At 41.1% G+C, this 18,746-nt stretch carries 20 protein-coding genes and 5 tRNA genes; 6 read left to right on the top strand and 19 right to left on the bottom strand.

The features are described 5' to 3' along the window. Nucleotides 1-144: 144 nt before the first annotated feature. From rplL to AFM12_RS18920, 15 genes are all read right to left on the bottom strand, one after another. Complete coding sequence (gene rplL / locus AFM12_RS18990; RefSeq protein WP_055151907.1) at nt 145-525, bottom strand: 50S ribosomal protein L7/L12; 381 nt, start codon at nt 523-525, stop codon at nt 145-147. A gap of 41 nt (nt 526-566) precedes the next feature. After that, nucleotides 567-1,100, bottom strand: a complete 534-nt coding sequence (gene rplJ / locus AFM12_RS18985; RefSeq protein ID WP_055151904.1) for a 50S ribosomal protein L10 — start codon at nt 1,098-1,100, stop codon at nt 567-569. Continuing rightward, nucleotides 1,097-1,801, bottom strand: a complete 705-nt coding sequence (gene rplA, locus AFM12_RS18980; protein WP_055151901.1) for a 50S ribosomal protein L1 — start codon at nt 1,799-1,801, stop codon at nt 1,097-1,099. Before rplA ends, rplJ begins: the two co-directional genes overlap by 4 nt. 60 nt (nt 1,802-1,861) lie before the next feature. Beyond that, on the bottom strand, nt 1,862-2,299 hold the full coding sequence (rplK, locus tag AFM12_RS18975) for a 50S ribosomal protein L11 (RefSeq protein WP_055151898.1): 438 nt from the start codon (nt 2,297-2,299) through the stop codon (nt 1,862-1,864). A 347-nt stretch (nt 2,300-2,646) separates the two neighbouring features. Next, nucleotides 2,647-3,201 carry a transcription termination/antitermination protein NusG gene (gene nusG / locus AFM12_RS18970; protein WP_055151895.1) on the bottom strand — a complete coding sequence of 185 codons (555 nt, stop codon included), beginning with the start codon at nt 3,199-3,201 and terminating at the stop codon, nt 2,647-2,649. A gap of 3 nt (nt 3,202-3,204) precedes the next feature. Next, nucleotides 3,205-3,396, bottom strand: coding sequence for a preprotein translocase subunit SecE (secE, locus tag AFM12_RS18965; protein ID WP_055151892.1), 192 nt, complete (start codon nt 3,394-3,396; stop codon nt 3,205-3,207). A gap of 16 nt (nt 3,397-3,412) precedes the next feature. Beyond that, nucleotides 3,413-3,483: transfer RNA gene (locus tag AFM12_RS18960), tRNA-Trp, on the bottom strand. A gap of 72 nt (nt 3,484-3,555) precedes the next feature. After that, entirely contained in the window at nt 3,556-4,773 is a 1,218-nt protein-coding gene (locus AFM12_RS18955; protein WP_055151890.1) for a TCR/Tet family MFS transporter, read from the bottom strand. A gap of 63 nt (nt 4,774-4,836) precedes the next feature. Next, on the bottom strand, nt 4,837-6,024 hold the full coding sequence (tuf, locus tag AFM12_RS18950; RefSeq protein WP_055151887.1) for an elongation factor Tu: 1,188 nt from the start codon (nt 6,022-6,024) through the stop codon (nt 4,837-4,839). Nucleotides 6,025-6,131: 107 nt separating this feature from the next. Continuing rightward, nucleotides 6,132-6,203: transfer RNA gene (locus tag AFM12_RS18945), tRNA-Thr, on the bottom strand. Between the two features lie 8 nt (nt 6,204-6,211). Continuing rightward, nucleotides 6,212-6,284, bottom strand: a tRNA-Gly gene (locus AFM12_RS18940). Nucleotides 6,285-6,313: 29 nt separating this feature from the next. Continuing rightward, nucleotides 6,314-6,396 (bottom strand) — tRNA-Tyr (locus tag AFM12_RS18935). 159 nt (nt 6,397-6,555) lie between these two features. Next, nucleotides 6,556-7,614, bottom strand: a complete 1,059-nt coding sequence (locus tag AFM12_RS18930; RefSeq protein ID WP_055151884.1) for an outer membrane beta-barrel protein — start codon at nt 7,612-7,614, stop codon at nt 6,556-6,558. Nucleotides 7,615-7,632: 18 nt separating this feature from the next. After that, nucleotides 7,633-8,550 carry a hypothetical protein gene (locus AFM12_RS18925; RefSeq protein ID WP_055151881.1) on the bottom strand — a complete coding sequence of 306 codons (918 nt, stop codon included), beginning with the start codon at nt 8,548-8,550 and terminating at the stop codon, nt 7,633-7,635. Between the two features lie 14 nt (nt 8,551-8,564). Next, nucleotides 8,565-9,131, bottom strand: a complete 567-nt coding sequence (locus AFM12_RS18920; protein ID WP_055151878.1) for an RNA polymerase sigma factor — start codon at nt 9,129-9,131, stop codon at nt 8,565-8,567. 225 nt (nt 9,132-9,356) lie between these two features. Here AFM12_RS18920 and AFM12_RS18915 point away from each other — a divergent pair, with 225 nt between their 5' ends. Beyond that, the gene (locus tag AFM12_RS18915; protein WP_055151875.1) at nt 9,357-9,827 is read left to right on the top strand and encodes a thioredoxin family protein; all 471 of its coding nucleotides are present in this window, start codon (nt 9,357-9,359) and stop codon (nt 9,825-9,827) included. Nucleotides 9,828-9,956: 129 nt separating this feature from the next. Here AFM12_RS18915 and AFM12_RS18910 read toward each other — a convergent pair. Beyond that, nucleotides 9,957-10,030, bottom strand: a tRNA-Asn gene (locus AFM12_RS18910). 111 nt (nt 10,031-10,141) lie between these two features. Further along, nucleotides 10,142-11,272, bottom strand: coding sequence for a tRNA guanosine(34) transglycosylase Tgt (tgt, locus tag AFM12_RS18905; RefSeq protein ID WP_055151872.1), 1,131 nt, complete (start codon nt 11,270-11,272; stop codon nt 10,142-10,144). An 88-nt stretch (nt 11,273-11,360) separates the two neighbouring features. Here tgt and AFM12_RS18900 point away from each other — a divergent pair, with 88 nt between their 5' ends. From AFM12_RS18900 to AFM12_RS18890, 3 genes are all read left to right on the top strand, one after another. Further along, nucleotides 11,361-12,566, top strand: coding sequence for a glycosyltransferase (locus tag AFM12_RS18900; RefSeq protein WP_055151869.1), 1,206 nt, complete (start codon nt 11,361-11,363; stop codon nt 12,564-12,566). Nucleotides 12,567-12,568: 2 nt separating this feature from the next. Further along, nucleotides 12,569-13,234: a 16S rRNA (guanine(527)-N(7))-methyltransferase RsmG gene (gene rsmG / locus AFM12_RS18895; protein WP_055151866.1), complete on the top strand. Its 666-nt coding sequence runs from the start codon at nt 12,569-12,571 to the stop codon at nt 13,232-13,234. A gap of 90 nt (nt 13,235-13,324) precedes the next feature. Further along, nucleotides 13,325-14,518 carry a TIM barrel protein gene (locus AFM12_RS18890; protein ID WP_131458492.1) on the top strand — a complete coding sequence of 398 codons (1,194 nt, stop codon included), beginning with the start codon at nt 13,325-13,327 and terminating at the stop codon, nt 14,516-14,518. Nucleotide 14,519: 1 nt separating this feature from the next. On the opposite strand, the gene AFM12_RS18885 is transcribed toward AFM12_RS18890, so the two are convergent. Next, nucleotides 14,520-15,140 carry a hypothetical protein gene (locus tag AFM12_RS18885; protein ID WP_095533247.1) on the bottom strand — a complete coding sequence of 207 codons (621 nt, stop codon included), beginning with the start codon at nt 15,138-15,140 and terminating at the stop codon, nt 14,520-14,522. A gap of 76 nt (nt 15,141-15,216) precedes the next feature. After that, nucleotides 15,217-16,314 (bottom strand): DUF2911 domain-containing protein, encoded by a 1,098-nt coding sequence (locus tag AFM12_RS18880; RefSeq protein WP_055151856.1) that lies wholly within the window; start codon nt 16,312-16,314, stop codon nt 15,217-15,219. A 315-nt stretch (nt 16,315-16,629) separates the two neighbouring features. Between AFM12_RS18880 and AFM12_RS18875 the strand changes: the two genes are divergently transcribed. Together AFM12_RS18875 and AFM12_RS18870 are read left to right on the top strand one after the other, a co-directional pair. Continuing rightward, nucleotides 16,630-17,286 carry a hypothetical protein gene (locus AFM12_RS18875; protein WP_055151853.1) on the top strand — a complete coding sequence of 219 codons (657 nt, stop codon included), beginning with the start codon at nt 16,630-16,632 and terminating at the stop codon, nt 17,284-17,286. Between the two features lie 57 nt (nt 17,287-17,343). Beyond that, nucleotides 17,344-18,633 (top strand): Gfo/Idh/MocA family protein, encoded by a 1,290-nt coding sequence (locus tag AFM12_RS18870; protein WP_055151972.1) that lies wholly within the window; start codon nt 17,344-17,346, stop codon nt 18,631-18,633. Nucleotides 18,634-18,746 lie beyond the last annotated feature (113 nt).

The raw sequence follows: 18,746 nt of genomic DNA, 5'->3' as shown, positions 1-18,746 counted from the left end.
AATTTTTTACGGATCAGAACTGTAACGTCCTAATATTCTTTAAGTTGTGTTTTTTGAGTAGTGGGTCTTTTATTTACAGCAAAAGACTCGACCGATTTTCATTTGAAAACCGGACCGAGTCTGATGTGTTTTTATGCTTATAGCTTAAGCTAGCTCTACTTCAGCACCAGCTTCTTCAAGCTGCTTCTTCAAAGCTTCAGCTTCGTCTTTAGCGATACCTTCTTTAACAGCCTTAGGAGCACCGTCAACTAGTTCTTTAGCTTCTTTAAGACCAAGACCAGCAAGATCTTTAACAAGCTTAACTACCTGAAGTTTGCTTCCACCAGCAGCTTTAAGGATTACGTCAAAAGTTGACTTCTCTTCAGCAGCAGGGGCATCACCACCAGCAGCAGGACCAGCCATCATAACAGCTCCACCAGCAGCAGGCTCAATACCGTACTCATCTTTAAGAATGTCTGCTAACTCTTTAACTTCCTTAACAGTTAGGTTAACTAATTGCTCAGCAAAATCTTTTAAATCTGCCATTATTGTAAAATTTTAAATAGTTTTAATTTGATTAATAAAAATTAGGCGGCTTCTTTCTCTGAAAGAGTTTTAAGAATACCAGCCAGGTTGCTGCCTCCACTCTGCAGACCACCAATAACGGTTTTGGCAGGAGATTGAAGCAACATGATCACATCGCCAATAAGCTCAGTCTTAGATTTCAGTTTCGCAAGGTTATCCAACTCGCCATGACCGATAAATAGGTCACTTTCGATTGATGCACCTTTCAGCTTAATTGAATCTTTGTTGTCCTTTAAAAAGTCCTGAATAAGTTTAGCGGCATCTTTCCCTGACTCAGGGTGAAACATGATACCTGAAAAACCTTTCAGTACTGACTCTTTGAATGGCGTGTAATCAGCTTCGAGTGTTTCAAGAGCTTTCTCGATCAGCGTATTTTTTACCACTTTGTACTCTATACCTCTTTCAAAACAAAGTCTTCTCAACTTGTTTGTTTTGGCTACAGACATGCCACTGGCATCTGTAATATAGAAGTACGGGTTATTGGCAAACTTTTCAGCCAAATCCTGAATAACAGCTCCTTTTTGTTCTTTATTCATGATTGCAATCCTTTAATAGAGGTTCTGTCAATCTTAATACCCGGACTCATTGTGCTAGACAATGTGATTCCTTTCATGTAGGTACCTTTTGCAGAAGATGGTTTTAATTTGATGATCGTTTGGATCAACTCATTCGCGTTACCAAGGATCTGCTCAGCACTGAAAGAAACTTTACCCACACCAGCGTGAACGATACCAGTTTTATCAACTTTAAAGTCGATTTTACCAGCTTTCACATCCTTAACTGCTTCACCTACATTAGGAGTTACAGTACCTGCTTTAGGGTTTGGCATAAGGCCTCTAGGGCCTAATACTCTACCCAGACGGCCAAGCTTGGCCATTACAGCAGGCATAGTGATGATCACGTCAATGTCTGTCCAGCCCTTCTCAATTTTTGAGATGTAGTCATCAAGGCCAACGTGGTCAGCTCCGGCATCTTTAGCTTCCTGCTCCTTATCAGGAGTACAAAGCACTAATACCTTAACGTCTTTACCCGTTCCGTGAGGAAGAGCAACAACGCCACGAACCATTTGGTCGGCTTTACGAGGGTCTACACCCAAACGAATATCCAAATCAACTGAAGCGTCAAATTTTGTGTAAGAAATCTCTTTCAAAATTTCGGCAGCTTCTGATAAGGAGTACTCCTTTGAAGGGTCGTACTTTTCAAGAGCCTCTTTTCTTTTTTTACTAATTCTTGCCATAAGAAAATGTTGGTAATAACGTCACGCTCAAGGCGTGACTCCCATGTTAATTGTTTAATACTAAAACGGTCTTTCGCCTTTGATTCTTAAGCCCATATTTGCTGCACTACCAGCTACCATTTTCATGGCAGACTCAATGGTGAAACAGTTCAAGTCAGGCATTTTCGTTTCAGCAATTGTCTTCACCTGATCCCAAGTAACGGAACCAACTTTAGCACGGTTTGGCTGATCTGAACCTTTCTTAACTTTCGCTGCATCCAATAATAGTACGGCAGTAGGAGGGGTCTTAATTACGAAATCAAATGATTTGTCGGTATAGTATGTTACTAAAACCGGAACCACTTGTCCCATTTTATCTTGAGTTCTGGCATTAAACTGCTTACAGAACTCCATAATATTAATACCCTTAGAACCTAGGGCAGGACCAATCGGAGGTGCTGGGTTGGCCTGGCCACCCTTTGCCTGCAATTTTAAGTATCCTGCGATTTCTTTCGCCATTGTTTATACTATTTTAATGATGAGAAATACGAAATGACGAACCACAAAATGTTTTAACTAATCTAGTCACAATCAATTAGTTAAATGGCAAATTGCTCATTCGTTTCTCCATAAAATCAATCTGTTCTCAGGGGAAGCCTAACAGTTACTTTTTCAAGAAAACTGACAAGAAATAAATTGACTTTACGCCATCTCAAAAAACTAGGTTTTCAGAAACGGACTGCAAAGGTAGAATAATTCTCCGGAATTGACAATAAGTCTTTGAAAATAAAATGAATACAGAAGAGTCTGAAAGAAAAAAGCCTGCTCTTTTCAGAACAGGCTTTCATAACAAGTTTATCTTGAGATTACGATAGCTTTTCTACCTGAAGATAGCTCAATTCTACCGGAGTGCTTCTTCCAAAAATCTTAACACTTACATTTAGTTTCTTCTTGTCTTCAAAGACTTCTTCCACACTTCCTTCGAAAGTGGAGAATGGTCCGTCAATCACTTTGACAGATTCGCCAACTGCGAACGAAATATTAGAATCAATCGTCTCTTCCTCTTCTTCATTTTGAACACCAAGGAATCTGTTGATTTCTGATTGACGAAGGGGTTCAGGTTCAATCGATGAGTTACCATCTTTACGCAAAAATCCAATAACACCAGGCAAGCTTTTTACCATGTGCATTACCTCACCATTGTTGAGGTCTGCCTGGATAAGCATGTAGCCTGGGAGATAGTTCTTTTCACGAACTCTCTTTTTGCCGTTTCTGATTTCAACTATTTTTTCCGACGGAATCAGAACCTGAGGGATAAAGTCAGTGAGGTTTTCTCTGGCTGCTTCATTCTCAATGTAGTTTTTGATCTTTTTTTCCTGACCAGAAACCGCTCTGATTACGTACCAATTTAACTCGCTCATGTCTTAGAAGGATTGATACAGTAGCTTAAGGCCATTGTCTATAAGGAAGTCAATAGCTCCCACCACAAGTGCGAAAATTACTGAGGCAACTAATACCAATGTGGCACTGGACTGTAGTTCGCTGAATTTTGGCCAGGTTACCTCTTTGGTAATCTCGTGCCAAGACTCTTTAATAAACTTTTGTAATTTATCCATGATAATAGATTAAAAGCACGGGCACAAGGATTCGAACCCTGATCAACGGTTTTGGAGACCGCTATTCTACCATTGAACTATGCCCGTGTATAAAAAAAGATACTCCTTGTGAGGAGCATTCAGGGCTGCAAAAATAGGTATAAAATTATTATTTGCAAATCACTTTTGCTTTTTATAATAAATCAGGCGATAGGTGAAGCCAATGCTGAGAAGGCAAAGAATTGAGCCGGCCAGAAAAGGAGCACCCGGGAAGTAAACGGCGTTTTCTTTATTGGTAAAATGGCCAAATAACCAAAGCATTAAAGGTTGACCAATGATAGCAGCGAGGGCAACAACGGAGGTGAGAGCACCTTGTAACTCTCCTTGCTCGGTATCTGGGACCTCATTTGAAATAAGACCCTGAAAAGCAGGATTTGAAAGTCCACTTAATGCAAAAGGAACCATGATCACATACATCATCCATCCCTCAGTTACTATCGAGAATGCAAACTGGCCTATTACATTGATAATTAGTCCAAGAAATAGAGCCTTTACCTGCCCAATTTTTGGAATAATAACCCGAATGAGACCACCCTGAACGATAGCGATCATTAAACCAACAAAACCAAGAGAAAGCCCAATCTGTAACTCAGACCACTGGAACTTCTCAATAGTATAAAATGACCATACAGCCTGTGGAGCATAGCCCGCGATATAGACTAAAAACAAAGAAGCTACTAAACTCAACACTAACGGATATCGACTGAGGTTTTTTAAAGAACCAAATGGGTTAGCCCTTTTCCAGTTAAACTTTCTTCGTTTTTCAATGGGTAATGATTCGGGTAAAATCAAGTATCCATAGAACCAGTTTAGAATAGAAAGAACAGCTGAAGCAAAGAAAGGAACCCTTGGGCCAAATGAACCAAGCAGACCACCAATTGTAGGACCGATGATAAAGCCCAAACCAAAAGCAGCTCCAATCATACCAAAATTTTGGGACCTCTTTTCCGCAGGGCTGATATCTGCGATGTAGGCATTTGCTGTGGTGAAACTGGCACCTAAAATTCCTGAAATGGCTCGCCCGAGAAAAAGCCAGCTAATGGTCGGGGCCAAAGCTTGAAACAGTGAGTCAATAGCGAAACCTAAAAGGGTTATCAAGAGGATTTTACGTCGTCCATACTGGTCGCTTAGTCCCCCGATAACCGGAGAAAAGAAGAACTGCATAACTGCATAAAGCAAAACCAGCCAAAGGGCATATTGACTTGCCTCACTAGTGGAGCCACCTGTCAAATCCTTGATCAGAGCCGGGATGATCGGTATTACGATTCCGATACCGATTACGTCGATCAGAACTGTAATAAAGATGAAAATGATGGCTGCGTTCTTCGAAGATTTCATGCTTTGAAACACAAAAAAAGCACTCCTGTGAAGGAGTGCTTTTGTATATGAATAATTCTAAAATTACTCGATAATTTCAGTAACCTGACCAGCACCTACTGTACGGCCACCTTCTCTGATCGCGAAACGAAGACCTTTGTCCATCGCTACAGCGTTGATAAGAGTTACTTCGATAGTTACGTTATCACCTGGCATAACCATTTCTACGTTTTCCGGTAGCATGATTTCACCTGTAACGTCAGTAGTTCTTAGGTAGAACTGAGGACGATACTTGTTGAAGAATGGAGTGTGACGACCACCTTCTTCTTTTGATAGTACGTAAACTTCAGCCTTGAATTTGCTGTGAGGCTTCACAGAACCAGGCTTACAGATTACCATACCACGTTTGATATCGGTTTTCTCAATACCTCTAAGAAGTAGACCTACGTTATCACCAGCCTCACCTCTGTCAAGGATCTTACGGAACATTTCCACACCAGTTACGGTAGACTTAAGGTTCTCAGCACCCATACCAAGGATGTCTACTGCTTCACCAGAGTTAATTACACCAGTCTCGATACGACCAGTTGCAACTGTACCACGACCTGTGATTGAGAATACATCTTCAACAGGCATTAGGAATGGCTTATCAGTAGCTCTTTCAGGAAGTGGAATGAAGCTGTCAACAGCATCCATTAGTTCTTCGATAGTTTTTACCCACTTCTCTTCACCGTTCAAGCCACCAAGAGCAGAACCTTGAATTACAGGGATGTTATCACCATCAAATTTATAGAATGACAATAGTTCACGAATCTCCATTTCTACTAGTTCAAGTAGTTCAGGATCATCAACCATGTCAACTTTGTTCATGAAAACAACAAGCTGAGGTACACCTACCTGACGAGCAAGAAGGATGTGCTCGCGAGTCTGAGGCATTGGACCATCAGTAGCGGCAACAACAAGAATAGCACCGTCCATCTGAGCAGCACCTGTTACCATGTTTTTAACGTAGTCGGCGTGACCCGGACAGTCTACGTGAGCATAGTGACGATTTGCTGTCTGATACTCCACGTGAGAGGTATTGATAGTGATACCACGCTCTTTTTCTTCTGGTGCGTTGTCAATTGAAGAGAAATCTCTCAACTCAGAAAGACCTTTTTGTGCAAGAACAGTTGTAATTGCAGCTGTCAAAGTAGTCTTACCGTGGTCAACGTGACCGATAGTACCAATATTTACGTGGGGTTTACTACGGTCAAAATTTGCTTTTGCCATATTATTATAAAATTAAATTGTATAAAATTTCAAAAATAAAAATTCAAACGATTTTCCGGAAACTCAAAAAAGCCCCGAAAAGGCCTCGAATCTCAAATACTAAGCAGAGCCTTCGAGCAGATTTGAACTGCCGACCTCTTCCTTACCAAGGAAGTGCTCTACCCCTGAGCTACGAAGGCTTAAATTGAGCGGGCGACGAGGTTCGAACCCGCGACCTACAGCTTGGAAGGCTGTCGCTCTACCAACTGAGCTACGCCCGCATTCAATGTAATACATCCATTAAGATGAGTGGGGGCGGATGGATTCGAACCACCGTAGGCGTAAGCCAGCAGATTTACAGTCTGCCCCATTTGGCCACTCTGGTACACCCCCAATTACTCAGTATTTCTATTCAAAGAACTTCTCCCCCGAAAAAGGAGTTGCAAAAGTATGGCGTTTTTTTGTTTTGGCAAAATTACCCCAAAAAAAACTTCATCTTTTTTCAGATGAAGTTTTTTGATCTTAAAAACTCTTTGTTTTCAAGTCATACTCTTAGAGTCTTAAGCCAGCACTAAAGGCTTGTAAATCATTGACGTTTGTCTGATTTGACCGGAAAGTTTTGGTGAGGTCATATCTAAAAAATAGTGTCAATCCATTCTTTCGGCCAAGCTCCGCGGTGAGGCCATATGGAACGTTATTGAAACCATATGTCGATTTATTCTTCTCTTTGTTGCCGTTGGTATCTTTTGTTTTGGTGTAACTTCCAATTCTGTATCCTATATATCCCCCAACTCCGAACTTAAACTTGTCTTCTTTGAAGCCGAGGTTGAGCAAAACAGGAAAATTGAGGTAGGGCATCACAAGCTTTGACTTTGAGGTTGAAAAATCAGCATCATCGAAACGTACCTGCTCATTATTATAATAGGCAGTTTTACTATTCTCAAACATAAAATTATACCAGGCAATTTCCGGCCCATAACTTAATGCGAGGTCCGCAGATTTTCCACGAAGTAAAGTGGCGTTTTTACGGAATGACAAAGCTACATATCTTGAACGCCATGTTCTAAGTTCTGGGAATGTTGAATTGCCAGATGAGGCGTTGACAAAATTATTCAGACCGATATAAAACCCGAAGTCACTTTTCGAAAAGAAGCGTTTCGGTTTTTCTTCACGCTTTTGATTTTGTTGTTTGTCCCAGTCATTACCTGAGTTCCATTGATCAGGTTCCCTTTCATTTGATATAGGGGGCTCTTGATAATCATCGACTATAGTTGTGTCCTTGGCTCTATTGAGAAGCGGCTGTTTTGTTACAATCTGAATTCTCTGACCGGATTGAGATATCAATAGCAAAGTGTCTTTCTTTCCATTATCTTCTCCTAACAAAACCAGAGCTTTTTCTCTTTCGGTGGTATCTATTCCAAGTTCTTTAAGAACTTCGTTAAGATCCATGGATACCGGTAAGTCTATTTCCTTTTCACCTGTACTTATGACAGTGATTCTTTTATTGACTTTTTTATCAGAAAACTCAATTATTGTAGTATCTCTTTTGATCTCTGCCCGGGCGGCAAAGGTGCATAAAAAGACCAGGGTGGCAAGTACAAAGTTTTTCATTAGTTAAATGATGGTTTACTATTTAGAGAGTTTGTCTTTGAGCCAGTTTACTTTTTGCCTAAGCTCCATTGCTTCATGTCCAATAAAGGTATCCTCGTTATACGCCACCTCTATGTGTTCATCTATTTTATCGAGAGCTATTTTCTCCCCGTGTTTGAAGTGTTTAATCTCGGTGAACACTTTACTGATGAAAGTCTTATCAATACCCATTTTATCTTCACCAATCTCAGTGGCTTCCGCCATGCTTATGGGTGAGTCTTCATTGATTTCAGGCAGGTATATTTTTTCTTCTTTTTCAAAGTCTGAGGCTACTATAATAATGGTTTCACCAGCAGCCTTTGTGAAAATCCCGTCTTTAATTTTATCATTCCGACTCGCTTCCTGTTTTTCTTTCCTCACTGACGACTCAAGGGCAAGAGTGAGTTCGTCAGGAATACGTTCATCAAGTTCTAAAACACCAGTGGCTGATACCATTGGTTGAATTTTACGGGCCTGATTTAATTCCTCGTTAGAAATCTCATGAACCTGTTCAACTTTTTTTACAGAGTTTTTCTTTGTCGGACTTTCGGTGTCCTGTGGAAAGGATGCTAATTGTTTGGAGAATTCCTCATTAATCAACTCAGGCTCAGAAGTAAGTTCAATATTTGGCTTATCAGCAGTTTTTTCAACAGCCGCCGGGGCATTTGTTGCCATGTTTTGAGTTTTGTGATCAAGGCTGTCATAATTATAGGTATAAAATGACCAACCCAGACCTAGAATCAGTGCAATAGAGGCTGCCGCTGCGAAATAGGGCCTCCAAACGACAAATCCGCCTTTTTTCTGTTCTTCCTTTTCCTCTAAATGCTCAAGAAATCGCTTTCTGAGGTCATCAGATGAAGAAGCTTCAAAGTCTTTGAGCTGCCGATTAAATAAGTCATCAATAGGATGTTTTTTCATTTTACTTATCGATGTCATTTTAAGGTTTGTCTTAATTCATTGTCTAGTCCGGCGAGCTTTTCCTGAAGAAGAGCTCTTGCCCGGCTTAATTGAGACTTTGATGTGCCTTCAGAGATACCCAGTTGCGTTGCAATTTCGGCATGGCTGTAACCCTCAATGGCGTACAGGTTAAAAACTGTTCTGTAGCCCTGAGGGAGACTCTGAATCATCTTCATCAAGTCTTCCCGCTCCAGTGATGTAGTCTCGTTCGTCTTAAAATTCGATGCCGAGACCTCGTCCATATCAACTTCAATGTTCTTTACAGAACGCAGTTTCATCAGGGCCTCATTCACCATTATGCGTTTTATCCAACCCTCAAAACTGCCGTTAAAGCTAAACTGGCCAATTTTGTCAAAGATTTTCATAAAGCCCTGAATCATTACATCTTCCGCCAACATTTTATCACCGAGATAACGTTGGCAGATGGCCAGCATTAATCCGGAATAGCGGTCATATAATAAGGTTTGGGCTTTTCTATCACCCTGTTTGATTGCTTTGGCGAGTTCATACTCTGAATCAAACAGCGATAAAATCTTTGTCATAAATCGCCGGTTTCACTGACTAGATGCAGACATGGTTCGATATGGTTGCATTCTAAAGCCAAATAAGATCAAAATTCTTTTTGGTTCGTCAAAATATGTTTTAAATTAATCAATAGATAATGTTTAAAGTGCTCTGAAAAGGCTTATATCGTGCAGGTTAATACAAGATTAGCTCCTTTGGCACGTTTATTGAATTCGAAACTACTACCTAAGTGTACGTGCAAAATGAAAAGAGTAATTTCCATCCTGTTAATAAGTGTGATGCTGCATTCGGTAGTATACGCTCAACAATCTAAAAACAGTCAGGTGGAGTTCTACAAAGGCTCCTATGACAATTTCCTCAGAAAAGCTCAGCAGCTAAGCAAGCCGGTTTTAATCGAATTCTGGGCAAGTTGGTGCGGTCCATGTAAAAAAATGGAGGCTGAAACTTACAGTGATGCCAATCTTGCAGATTTCGTAAATAAAAACTTTCTGGTTTATCGGATTGATATTGATTCTAATGAAGGAATGGAGATTGTTGAAAAGTTTGGAATCAAGGTTTTTCCAACAGTATTGGTCGCCGATTACCGTGGTAAGGAAATTGCTCAGCTTTCAGGTTTTTACAGTGCTAAGTATTTTGAGAACTCACTGGAAAAGCTAAATGATGAACATTTTTTATATCATGATAACGAATACAAAGATTACGCTTCAAACTAAATAGCTTTCCTAAAATACGAATTGAAAGGCCGGTGCAAATGCTGCATCGGCTTTTTTGTTTAAGGAATTTCAGGACGACCTTGATATGAAAAAAGCCTGACAATCAAATGATTGACAGGCTTTTAGATGCTCCTCCTCTTGGGCTCGAACCAAGGACCCTCTGATTAACAGTCAGATGCTCTAACCAACTGAGCTAAGGAGGAATATTTCCTCGACTTGAAATCGAGTTGCAAAAGTATAAGAAGTGGATATATCCGGCAAATATTTCATGAAAAAATATCGATAAAATTTGTCGATATTTTTAGGCTCCGACCTTACAGTCTCTGCATCAGCTTTTTAGTCATTTCGTTTTTCCAGCTAGTAAAGTCACCTGCAAGAATATGTTCACGAGCTTGCTTCACCAGCCATAAATAAAAAGCAAGATTATGAATACTGGCGATCTGAGCTCCCAGCATTTCCTGACATTTGATCAGATGTTTTAGATATGCTTTTGAGTAAAAATTGCTGGCATAATTATCTAACCCCGGGTCAATCGGACTAAAATCATCTTTCCACTTTTTATTCCGGATATTGATAATGCCTTCGGTAGTAAAAAGCATTCCATTGCGGGCGTTTCGGGTTGGCATAACACAGTCAAACATATCAGTACCCAGAGCAATGGCCTCAAGAATATTGGCCGGAGTGCCTACACCCATTAAGTAGCGTGGTTTTTCTTCTGGCAGTATATTATTGACCACCTCCAGCATTTCATACATATCTTCGGCTGGCTCACCTACTGAAAGACCTCCAATGGCATTACCTGCCTGATTTTGCTCGGCAATAAATTCTGCTGAAGCTTTTCTTAAGTCTTTATAAACGCTTCCCTGAACAATCGGGAAAAGGGCTTGCGAATAACCATATTTGCCTTCCGTTTCATTAAAGCGGTTGATACATCTTTTTAGCCAGCGATGTGTCAGATGCATCGAGTTTTCTGCGTAATCATATTCACAAGGGTAGGGAGGGCATTCGTCAAAAGCCATAATAATATCTGCCCCGATAGTACGCTGAATATCCATCACATTTTCCGGGGTAAACAGGTGTTTTGAGCCATCAATATGAGAGTTGAATTTGACCCCCTCTTCAGTAATTTTTCTGATTTCTTTGAGTGAAAAAACCTGATATCCACCGCTGTCGGTTAAGATTGGTCCATCCCAGCCATTGAATTTATGAAGTCCACCAGTCTGCTGAATAATTTCAAGGCCTGGCCTCAGATACAAATGGTAGGTATTTCCGAGAATAATCTGAGCTTTTATATCGTCTTTTAGTTCTCTTTGGTGAACACCCTTAACCGTACCTGCGGTACCAACGGGCATAAAAATGGGAGTTAAAATTTCACCATGATCAGTAATGATTTTACCCGCCCGAGCCTTAGAACCGGCATCTTTTGTTGTTAGCTCAAATTTCATCCGGCAAAATTATGCTTTAATCTGCCCACATAAAATTTAAGTTTCAATGAATACGTATATTTGGCCAAATTTAAACACCACTATTTAAGTGATTTGGGAGTATGTGATTCCTGCCATCTTCGGAGTGGCCATTTTGGTTCAGTGTATTTATCTGCTTTTTGTTTTTACGGCTCTGATACGGCATAAAAATAAAGAGGAAGAGCCTGAAAATTTTCCCGGAGTTTCAGTGGTGATAGCCGCATGGAATGAGCTTTATAATCTACAGGAATTGCTCCCAATGCTTGATTCTCAGGATTACCTCGATTTTGAGATTATTGTCGTGGACGACCGCTCATCTGACGGAACTTACGACTATCTACGCACTAATGAAGGTAATTTCAAAAATGTGCAGTTTGTCCACGTGAAGGCTTTGCCTGAGCACTTTACGGCAAAAAAATATGCTGTTACCATGGGGATTAAGAAAGCCACAAAAGAGCTGGTTTTATTAACTGATGCTGATTGCAGACCAAACTCTGATCAATGGATCAGGAAAATGGCCTTACAAAATTCTGATGGGGCCGATGTAGTACTTGGTTTCTCCCCCTATTATAAGTATCCCGGGGTGCTCAATGCCTTTATCCGGTATGAAACTCTTCAAACGGCCATTCAGTATCTATCTTTTGCAAAGTCGGGTTTCCCGTTTATGGGTGTTGGAAGAAACCTGATGTACAAACGGGAAAACTTCTGGAAAGTCAATGGTTTTACCACTCACCTCGGTCTTCTGAGTGGTGACGACGATCTGCTTGTTAATGCCATGGCCAACCGTCAAAATACCGGAATAAGTACTGATCCTGATACTTATATGTACTCAGAGCCAAAACTGACCTATAAAGATTGGGTCACTCAAAAAAGGAGGCATTTATCGGTGGGTAAACGTTATAAATTCAGAGATAAACTGACCATTGGTTTGCTTTGGTTTAGTTTCATCTTTTCATGGCTTTTTGTTGTGCCCGCATTTTTCGCAGGTCCGGAGTGGTTTATTTTACCTGAATGGCTTAAAGTAACCAATGAGTGGTTAGAACCTTACGGTTTTGAGCAATACACACCTTATTCTAACTGGATGCGTGTTATAACCGGAGTCTTTTTGGGTTGGCAGTTTTTACGTTGGCTCATCCTTTATTTGTGTAACAAAAAGCTCAGTTTCACAGTGAACTCATGGAAATTACCCTACCTTGATTTTCTCTATCTATGGTATTTACTGATCTTTGGGATTGTAACGGTTTTCTCAAACCCGAAAAAAATTAAGTGGCGTTAGGCATGGATATCATTCTCAAATATTTCCCGGGTATTACGGATCATCAAAAAGACAAGTTTGCTCAGCTTCAGGAGTTATACGGTATCTGGAATTCTCAGATCAACGTGATCTCAAGAAAAGATATTGACACCCTTTATGAGCGTCACGTGCTTCATTCGCTGGGCATTGCAAAAGTCCATCAATTTGCCCCGGGCTCAAAAATTCTGGACGTTGGTACTGGTGGAGGTTTTCCTGGAATTCCTTTAGCTATCATGTTTCCTGATAGTTCATTTCATTTGGTCGATTCCATCGGCAAAAAAATTAAGGTGGTAAATGAGGTTTCTACGGCTATTGGTTTGACAAACCTAACCTCTCAGCACGAAAGGGCCGAAAAGGTTAAAGGCAAATACGATTTTGTGGTGAGCCGGGCGGTAACCCGTATGAAGCCGTTTATCCAGTGGATTCATAATAAATTTGAGGATAGATCAATCAATTCGATTGATAATGGCATTTTATATCTCAAAGGCGGGGACCTGGACGAAGAGCTGAATGAAACCAAGAGGCCGTACCAACTCAATGAACTCTCAAACTTTTTTGAAGAGGAGTTTTTTGAGACAAAAAAGGTGGTTTATATGCCTTTTAAAGAAACCTTTTTCCTGGACAACAATCCCCGAAATTTCACTTTTTGACGATCTCCTTTCAAGGAATCACCATCTTCTCTCTCATTGTTGGGACGCTTTTGTTTTATTTTGAATAAAACCCTTATTGAAATGAAACAAATGAAAGCACTACTAACATTGGCTTTGATAGCCATTTGTACTCTCCAACTGCAGGCTCAGGAGATTGGAATTATTATGGGCACTGCCCGGGATTATATGCGTTCCGAGGGTGTAGAGTCCACCTTAATAAAACTCAAAAACATGGGCATAAAGTATCTGGAAGGTGGCGGAGCTAGGGGTATGTCTCGTGAAGAATACAAGGCTTTGCTGGATAAACATGGACTTCAGGTGATGGCTATGGGTACCGGTTTTGAAAATCTTGAAAAACCGGAAGAAGTGGCCAAGCACATTGATAATGTTAAATTCTACGGTGCCAAGTATGCTGTCTGTTATTGGATTCCTCATAAAGGTGATGATTTCACCTTTGAGGATATGAAAAAGGGAATCAGAGTCTTTAATGCTGCGGGGAAACAATTCGCTGAAGCCGGCATAGAATTCCTTTATCATGCTCATGGATATGAATTCAGACCTTACGACGGGCCGGGTACTATGTTTGATTATATGATGGAAAACTTGGACCAAAGGTATGTAAATCTGGAGATGGATGTTTTCTGGATGCGTAATCCAGGGCAAAATCCGGCCAAACTAATGCGTAAATATCCTGGCAGGGTTAAGGTAACTCATCTGAAAGATAGGATGCACGGGTCAATCGATAATCTGAACGGAAGACAGGATAAAGAGAGAAATGTGGTACTGGGAGATGGAGACGTAAATATTGCGGAGGTGATGAAGGCGGCTCGTGAAACAGGCGTTCAATATCATTTTATTGAGGATGAGTCGGCCAGAACCGGGGTTCAACTGCCCATGCATCTTGCTTTTTTGCGTACACTTGATTTGAATTCAAAAGCTTTGGATCAGTCTGTTTTGCAATTTCACGAGGCTCTGGTGAAACCGGATTCCATGGCACTGACTTATTTGACGGCAGAGGAACTTACGTATGGCCACTCCAGTGGAGTCATTGAAGACAAAGATGCCTTCAGAAATAACTTGCTGACCGGACAGACCAATTTTACCAGAATTGATTTTACTGATCAGGAAATTACCATAAAAGGAGATGTCGCCTGGGTAAGAGGAGTTATGGACGCCGATTTGTTAAGTGGTCAGAATACCTCGAATATTAAACTAAAAATACTTTACGTCTGGACCAAAGACAGCGGGATCTGGAAGCTTCTGGCCAGACAGGCGGTGAGGTAATTTAGTTAACAACTTTCATAGGTTTTTCAGGTAATAGCCGAGGGTTATATTGATAACCCTCGGCTACCTGTATCATGGAGATTCTAACTCGGGTTGGGAAAAACTTTTCGTGATCCTTTCTTTTGTGGGCGTGCCCCTGGCCTCCACTTTCATCTTTTATAACAAGGTCCATTTGCTTGATGCCTTCAGTCCAGATGATGGATTGGTTCTCCCAGAAATCATGCATGCTTACGTCCTTCTCAAAAACACCTTCGCTGGTGAATAAGTCAGTAGACGTACAGCCATAACCATTGTCTTGTCCCCGATTTGGGATATAGCAAATGGTCCATTTAGTAGGCTCATTTCCCATGGGCTTTTCAATCACGTCTATTCTGATATGAACCAGACCGTCTCTGAAATTAACAGGGGAAGTCCAATCAACAGGGCGATTTGGATTGATTAAATGATTTTTGACATAGAAGTGAGATTTGCTGGGGCTGGAGTTTTCAGCATCCGACTTAGAGTATGAAAACTCAACGTCAAATAAGGTAAACTGACTTTTTCTATCTGCTAATTCCTGAGCGAAGGCTTGGGGAAAAAGAAGTATATAAAAAGGTAAAAAGTAGAGGACAACTTGTTTCAAATGGCTTTCTATTGATACTTCAAATTAGAGAAAAGAAGATCAAAAAGGGAGGCAATTGTCTCCCTTTTTGTAATAACTACTGTGCTATTTCAACTCCCAGTTCTTTTAATAATTTCAAACTATTGGCCTTTACTGCAGCCGGCGGGTTTAGTGAAAGTGATTTTTTTAGATTTGCGATAGCTTTGTCTTTCATTCCTGCCTGTTTGTAACCTTCACCCAAGCTGTCAAATACGTTAGCATTGCTTGGGTTATTTTTTGCATTTAGCTCAAAGACCTCAATGGCTTTATCAAAATTCTTTTGACCAAGTAGCTGGTAACCAAGGGTGTTTAACTGGGCCATATTAGCCATTGAAATTGCCTCATCAAGAGCCTTGTCGGCCTCTCCGGTATCACCTTTAGCTTTTAGTATGGCTGATTTTGTCACCAGGTTTTGAAATGTTTTCTGACTGAAAAAGTTGCCGGCAATAGCGGCATTGATCCATTGCTCTGCCTGATCGATTTCTCCAGCTCGTAAAGCATATCCGGCAGCCTGTTCCCAGCTTTGGCGTGAAAAACCAACTTGACTTCTGAGGTCATCCTTTATTCGTGAAATAACCAAATCAGTGGTTGGTACTTCTATCTGAACCGGAATTTGCTTTTCGGACCAAAATAAGGCGAGTGTCGTCTTGTCGTTTCCAACCGAAATAAATTCATAAGTAAGCATTTCGTGGTGTGGTGCTTCTTCTGACATAACTTCTACTCTCAAGGCATCTTCAGCTTCATTATAGAAGTAACTGCCCCACGAACTTGAATTATTGCTAAAGATGACAGTGAATGAACCATCTTCTTTTGGAATCATATGCAGACCGTAAGTGCCCGACTTAAGCTCTTTGCCTTCCACTTTCACATCAGCCGGAAAATAAATGGTAGTATTTTCGTTTGCCCCCGCACGCCAGGGAATTTCAGCGGCAGTCCCGAAATTATTGGGCGAAAGACCATACGGCACCAGATTGCCCCAAACTACCCTATCCTTCACCTGAGGTCTGGAGTACTCTACAACAATGTCGGTGATGCCTACCCTCTGCATCACTTTGGCTCGTGGGCTTCCTTGTGGGAGATAGTTTAATTGGGCGATTGCTCCTGTAGAAAGAAGAAGCATGGTGAATAGGAATAAAGTTTCTTTTTTGAAAATCATGATGATTAGGGGTTTAATTGAAATGAATAGAGGACAGGTTTTTGTTTTGGACGTTGCATTTAGAATTGAATGCTAATCGGTTGAAAGAAAGGGAAATAAGCGTTAGTAAATACACCGAAAAAATAGGTAAATTGTACTTTCAAATTCTGTGCTATTTATTCACAAGGCAAGAAATGTAGACTCTCTTGTTTGAAATTTAAATCGGCTAAAATCCTGTTTTTGACCACTTTAGGTTAAAAAAATTGAAATAAAGAGTGGGTTTGTGGACGAATTGGCCTCATTATTGTCTTTTGTTTAGAAACTTAAGATTTCCTAATGATGAATAACCTTACAAAACTGACTTCAATTGTACTCATCGGTGCAGCCGCTCTGACTTCTTGTAATTCTGATAACGGCTCAACCGATATTGTAAATACAAGCTCCTCCGCGGCTACGACAACACCAAGCCAACCGATTGATTTGAGTGCTACGACAGCCTCAAATTCTGCCGAACTCGCAGTTCAGCCCGTTTCTACTCCAACTCAAAGAACCTCTGTAGGTACGGTTAAACACCCACCTACCAAATTGGGTAATCTCATGAATCTTGGGGCCCAGAGGTCGACATTTACAACAGCTTCTTCTGGTCTGAATCCAGCTCATGGAATGCCAGGTCATGATTGTAGCCTACCTGTGGGTGCCCCTTTAAACTCAGGAGCGGCGGTACAAACTCAGCCTGTACAGCCGGTGGCACAACAATCAGCCGCTTTGACCAATATTGCTCAGCCTGCAGCTCTACCGCAGCCTAATTCCAAGGCTAATCAGAATGTCAAGCTAAATCCTGCTCATGGTCAACCGGGTCATGATTGTAGCGTGGCTGTTGGAGCTCCTTTACCTTCAAGTGGCACTACTGCATCGAATGTCAAGATCAATCCTGCACATGGTCAGCCGGGTCATGATTGTAGTGTGGCAGTAGGGGCACCATTACCAAGCTGAAACTGAAAAGTCAATAGTTTTCATTATTTTCAGGAGGTAAAACCCTTAATGAAAACTATGCTAATAGAAACAAATAGACGGACCTTCATAAAGAAAGCCGGCCTTTCAATGGCCGGCTTTTACTATTTCCCCCACCTGATGCGTAAGCCGGCTCCCTCAGATACGGTTAGAGTGGCTCTCATCGGCATTAATGGAATGGGATTAAATCACCTCCGTTGGTTTGCAGGTATCACAGAGGTGGAAATTGCTGCCCTTTGTGATGTGGATGAGAATCATCTGAAAAAAGCTGCTGAAACGCTTAAAGAAATTCGCCCGGATGCGAAACCAAAACTATTCACTGATTTCAGAAGAATTCTTGATGATCCTGAAATTGATGCCATCAGCTGTGCCACACCAGATCATTGGCATGCTCAGGTGGCTATTATGGCTTTCCAGGCTAGTAAAGATGTATATGGTGAAAAACCATTATCCTATACTTTGAGAGAAGGTGAGCTGATGTTTGAGGCCATGAAAGCCAATAATCGTATTTTTCAATTGGGGACTCAAATACATGCCGGTGATAATTATCATCGGGTTGCTGAACTCATTCAGGCCGGCGTTATCGGCAAAGTGCATAATGTTAAACTTTGGAAAACCGGAAGTCCACCAGTTTTTGAGAAAGCCACTTATCAGGACGTACCGAAGGAACTCAACTGGGATTTCTGGCAAGGTCCGGCTCCTGAGCGGAGGTATCACCCCGAAAGGTGTCATGTTTCCTATCGTTACTTCTTAGATTATTCAGGGGGCATTTTTCAAGATTTCTGGTGCCATATTGCTGATATTGTTTGGTGGAGTATTAACCCTCAAAAATTGGAGAGTATTTCGGCAACAGGTTCTAAATCTGCCGGTATTGGTGATACACCCGATAGTATAAATATTGAGTATAAATTCAAAAAGCTAGACTTAAGCTGGAGTTCTGAAATTCCTGATGTGCCGGGTGCAGGTACAAAACATATCGGAGCTTTTTTTACCGGAGACAAAGGAACAATGTTGGCCGATTACAGCAGTCGTGAAATCAGAATTGATGGAGAAGTCTTGAAGGATATCGAGGATATCCCAAAAACAATTCTTCGTTCACCAGGGCATCAGCAAAACTTTATCGACTGTGTAAAAACCCGACAACAACCGGAGAGCAATCTGGCCTATGCCAAAGAAATGACTAAGCCCATGCACCTGGGTCTTATCTCTTGGAAACTGGGCAGGCCATTGGCTTGGAATTATAAAAAGAACGAATTCAAAGGAGATATCGAAGCAAACAATTTGCTTTTCAGGCCATATCGGGATGGGTACAATTGGATTGGGGCCTAGGTTTAGTTTTCAGTGTGCAAGTAGAAGTATGGTCTTCAACCTTAAAACTCAGAATTTCTGCAGGTCTATGGCTTTGACTGTCATGGGCCTAAGTATAGCTCGGTCATAGGTTA

Origin of the sequence: Jiulongibacter sediminis (genome assembly GCF_001306455.1) — a bacterium.
Classification (GTDB): Bacteria; Bacteroidota; Bacteroidia; order Cytophagales; family Spirosomataceae; genus Jiulongibacter; species Jiulongibacter sediminis.
The sequence above is the reverse complement of the archived record's forward strand: the minus strand, read 5'-3'. Positions and strand labels throughout refer to the sequence as shown.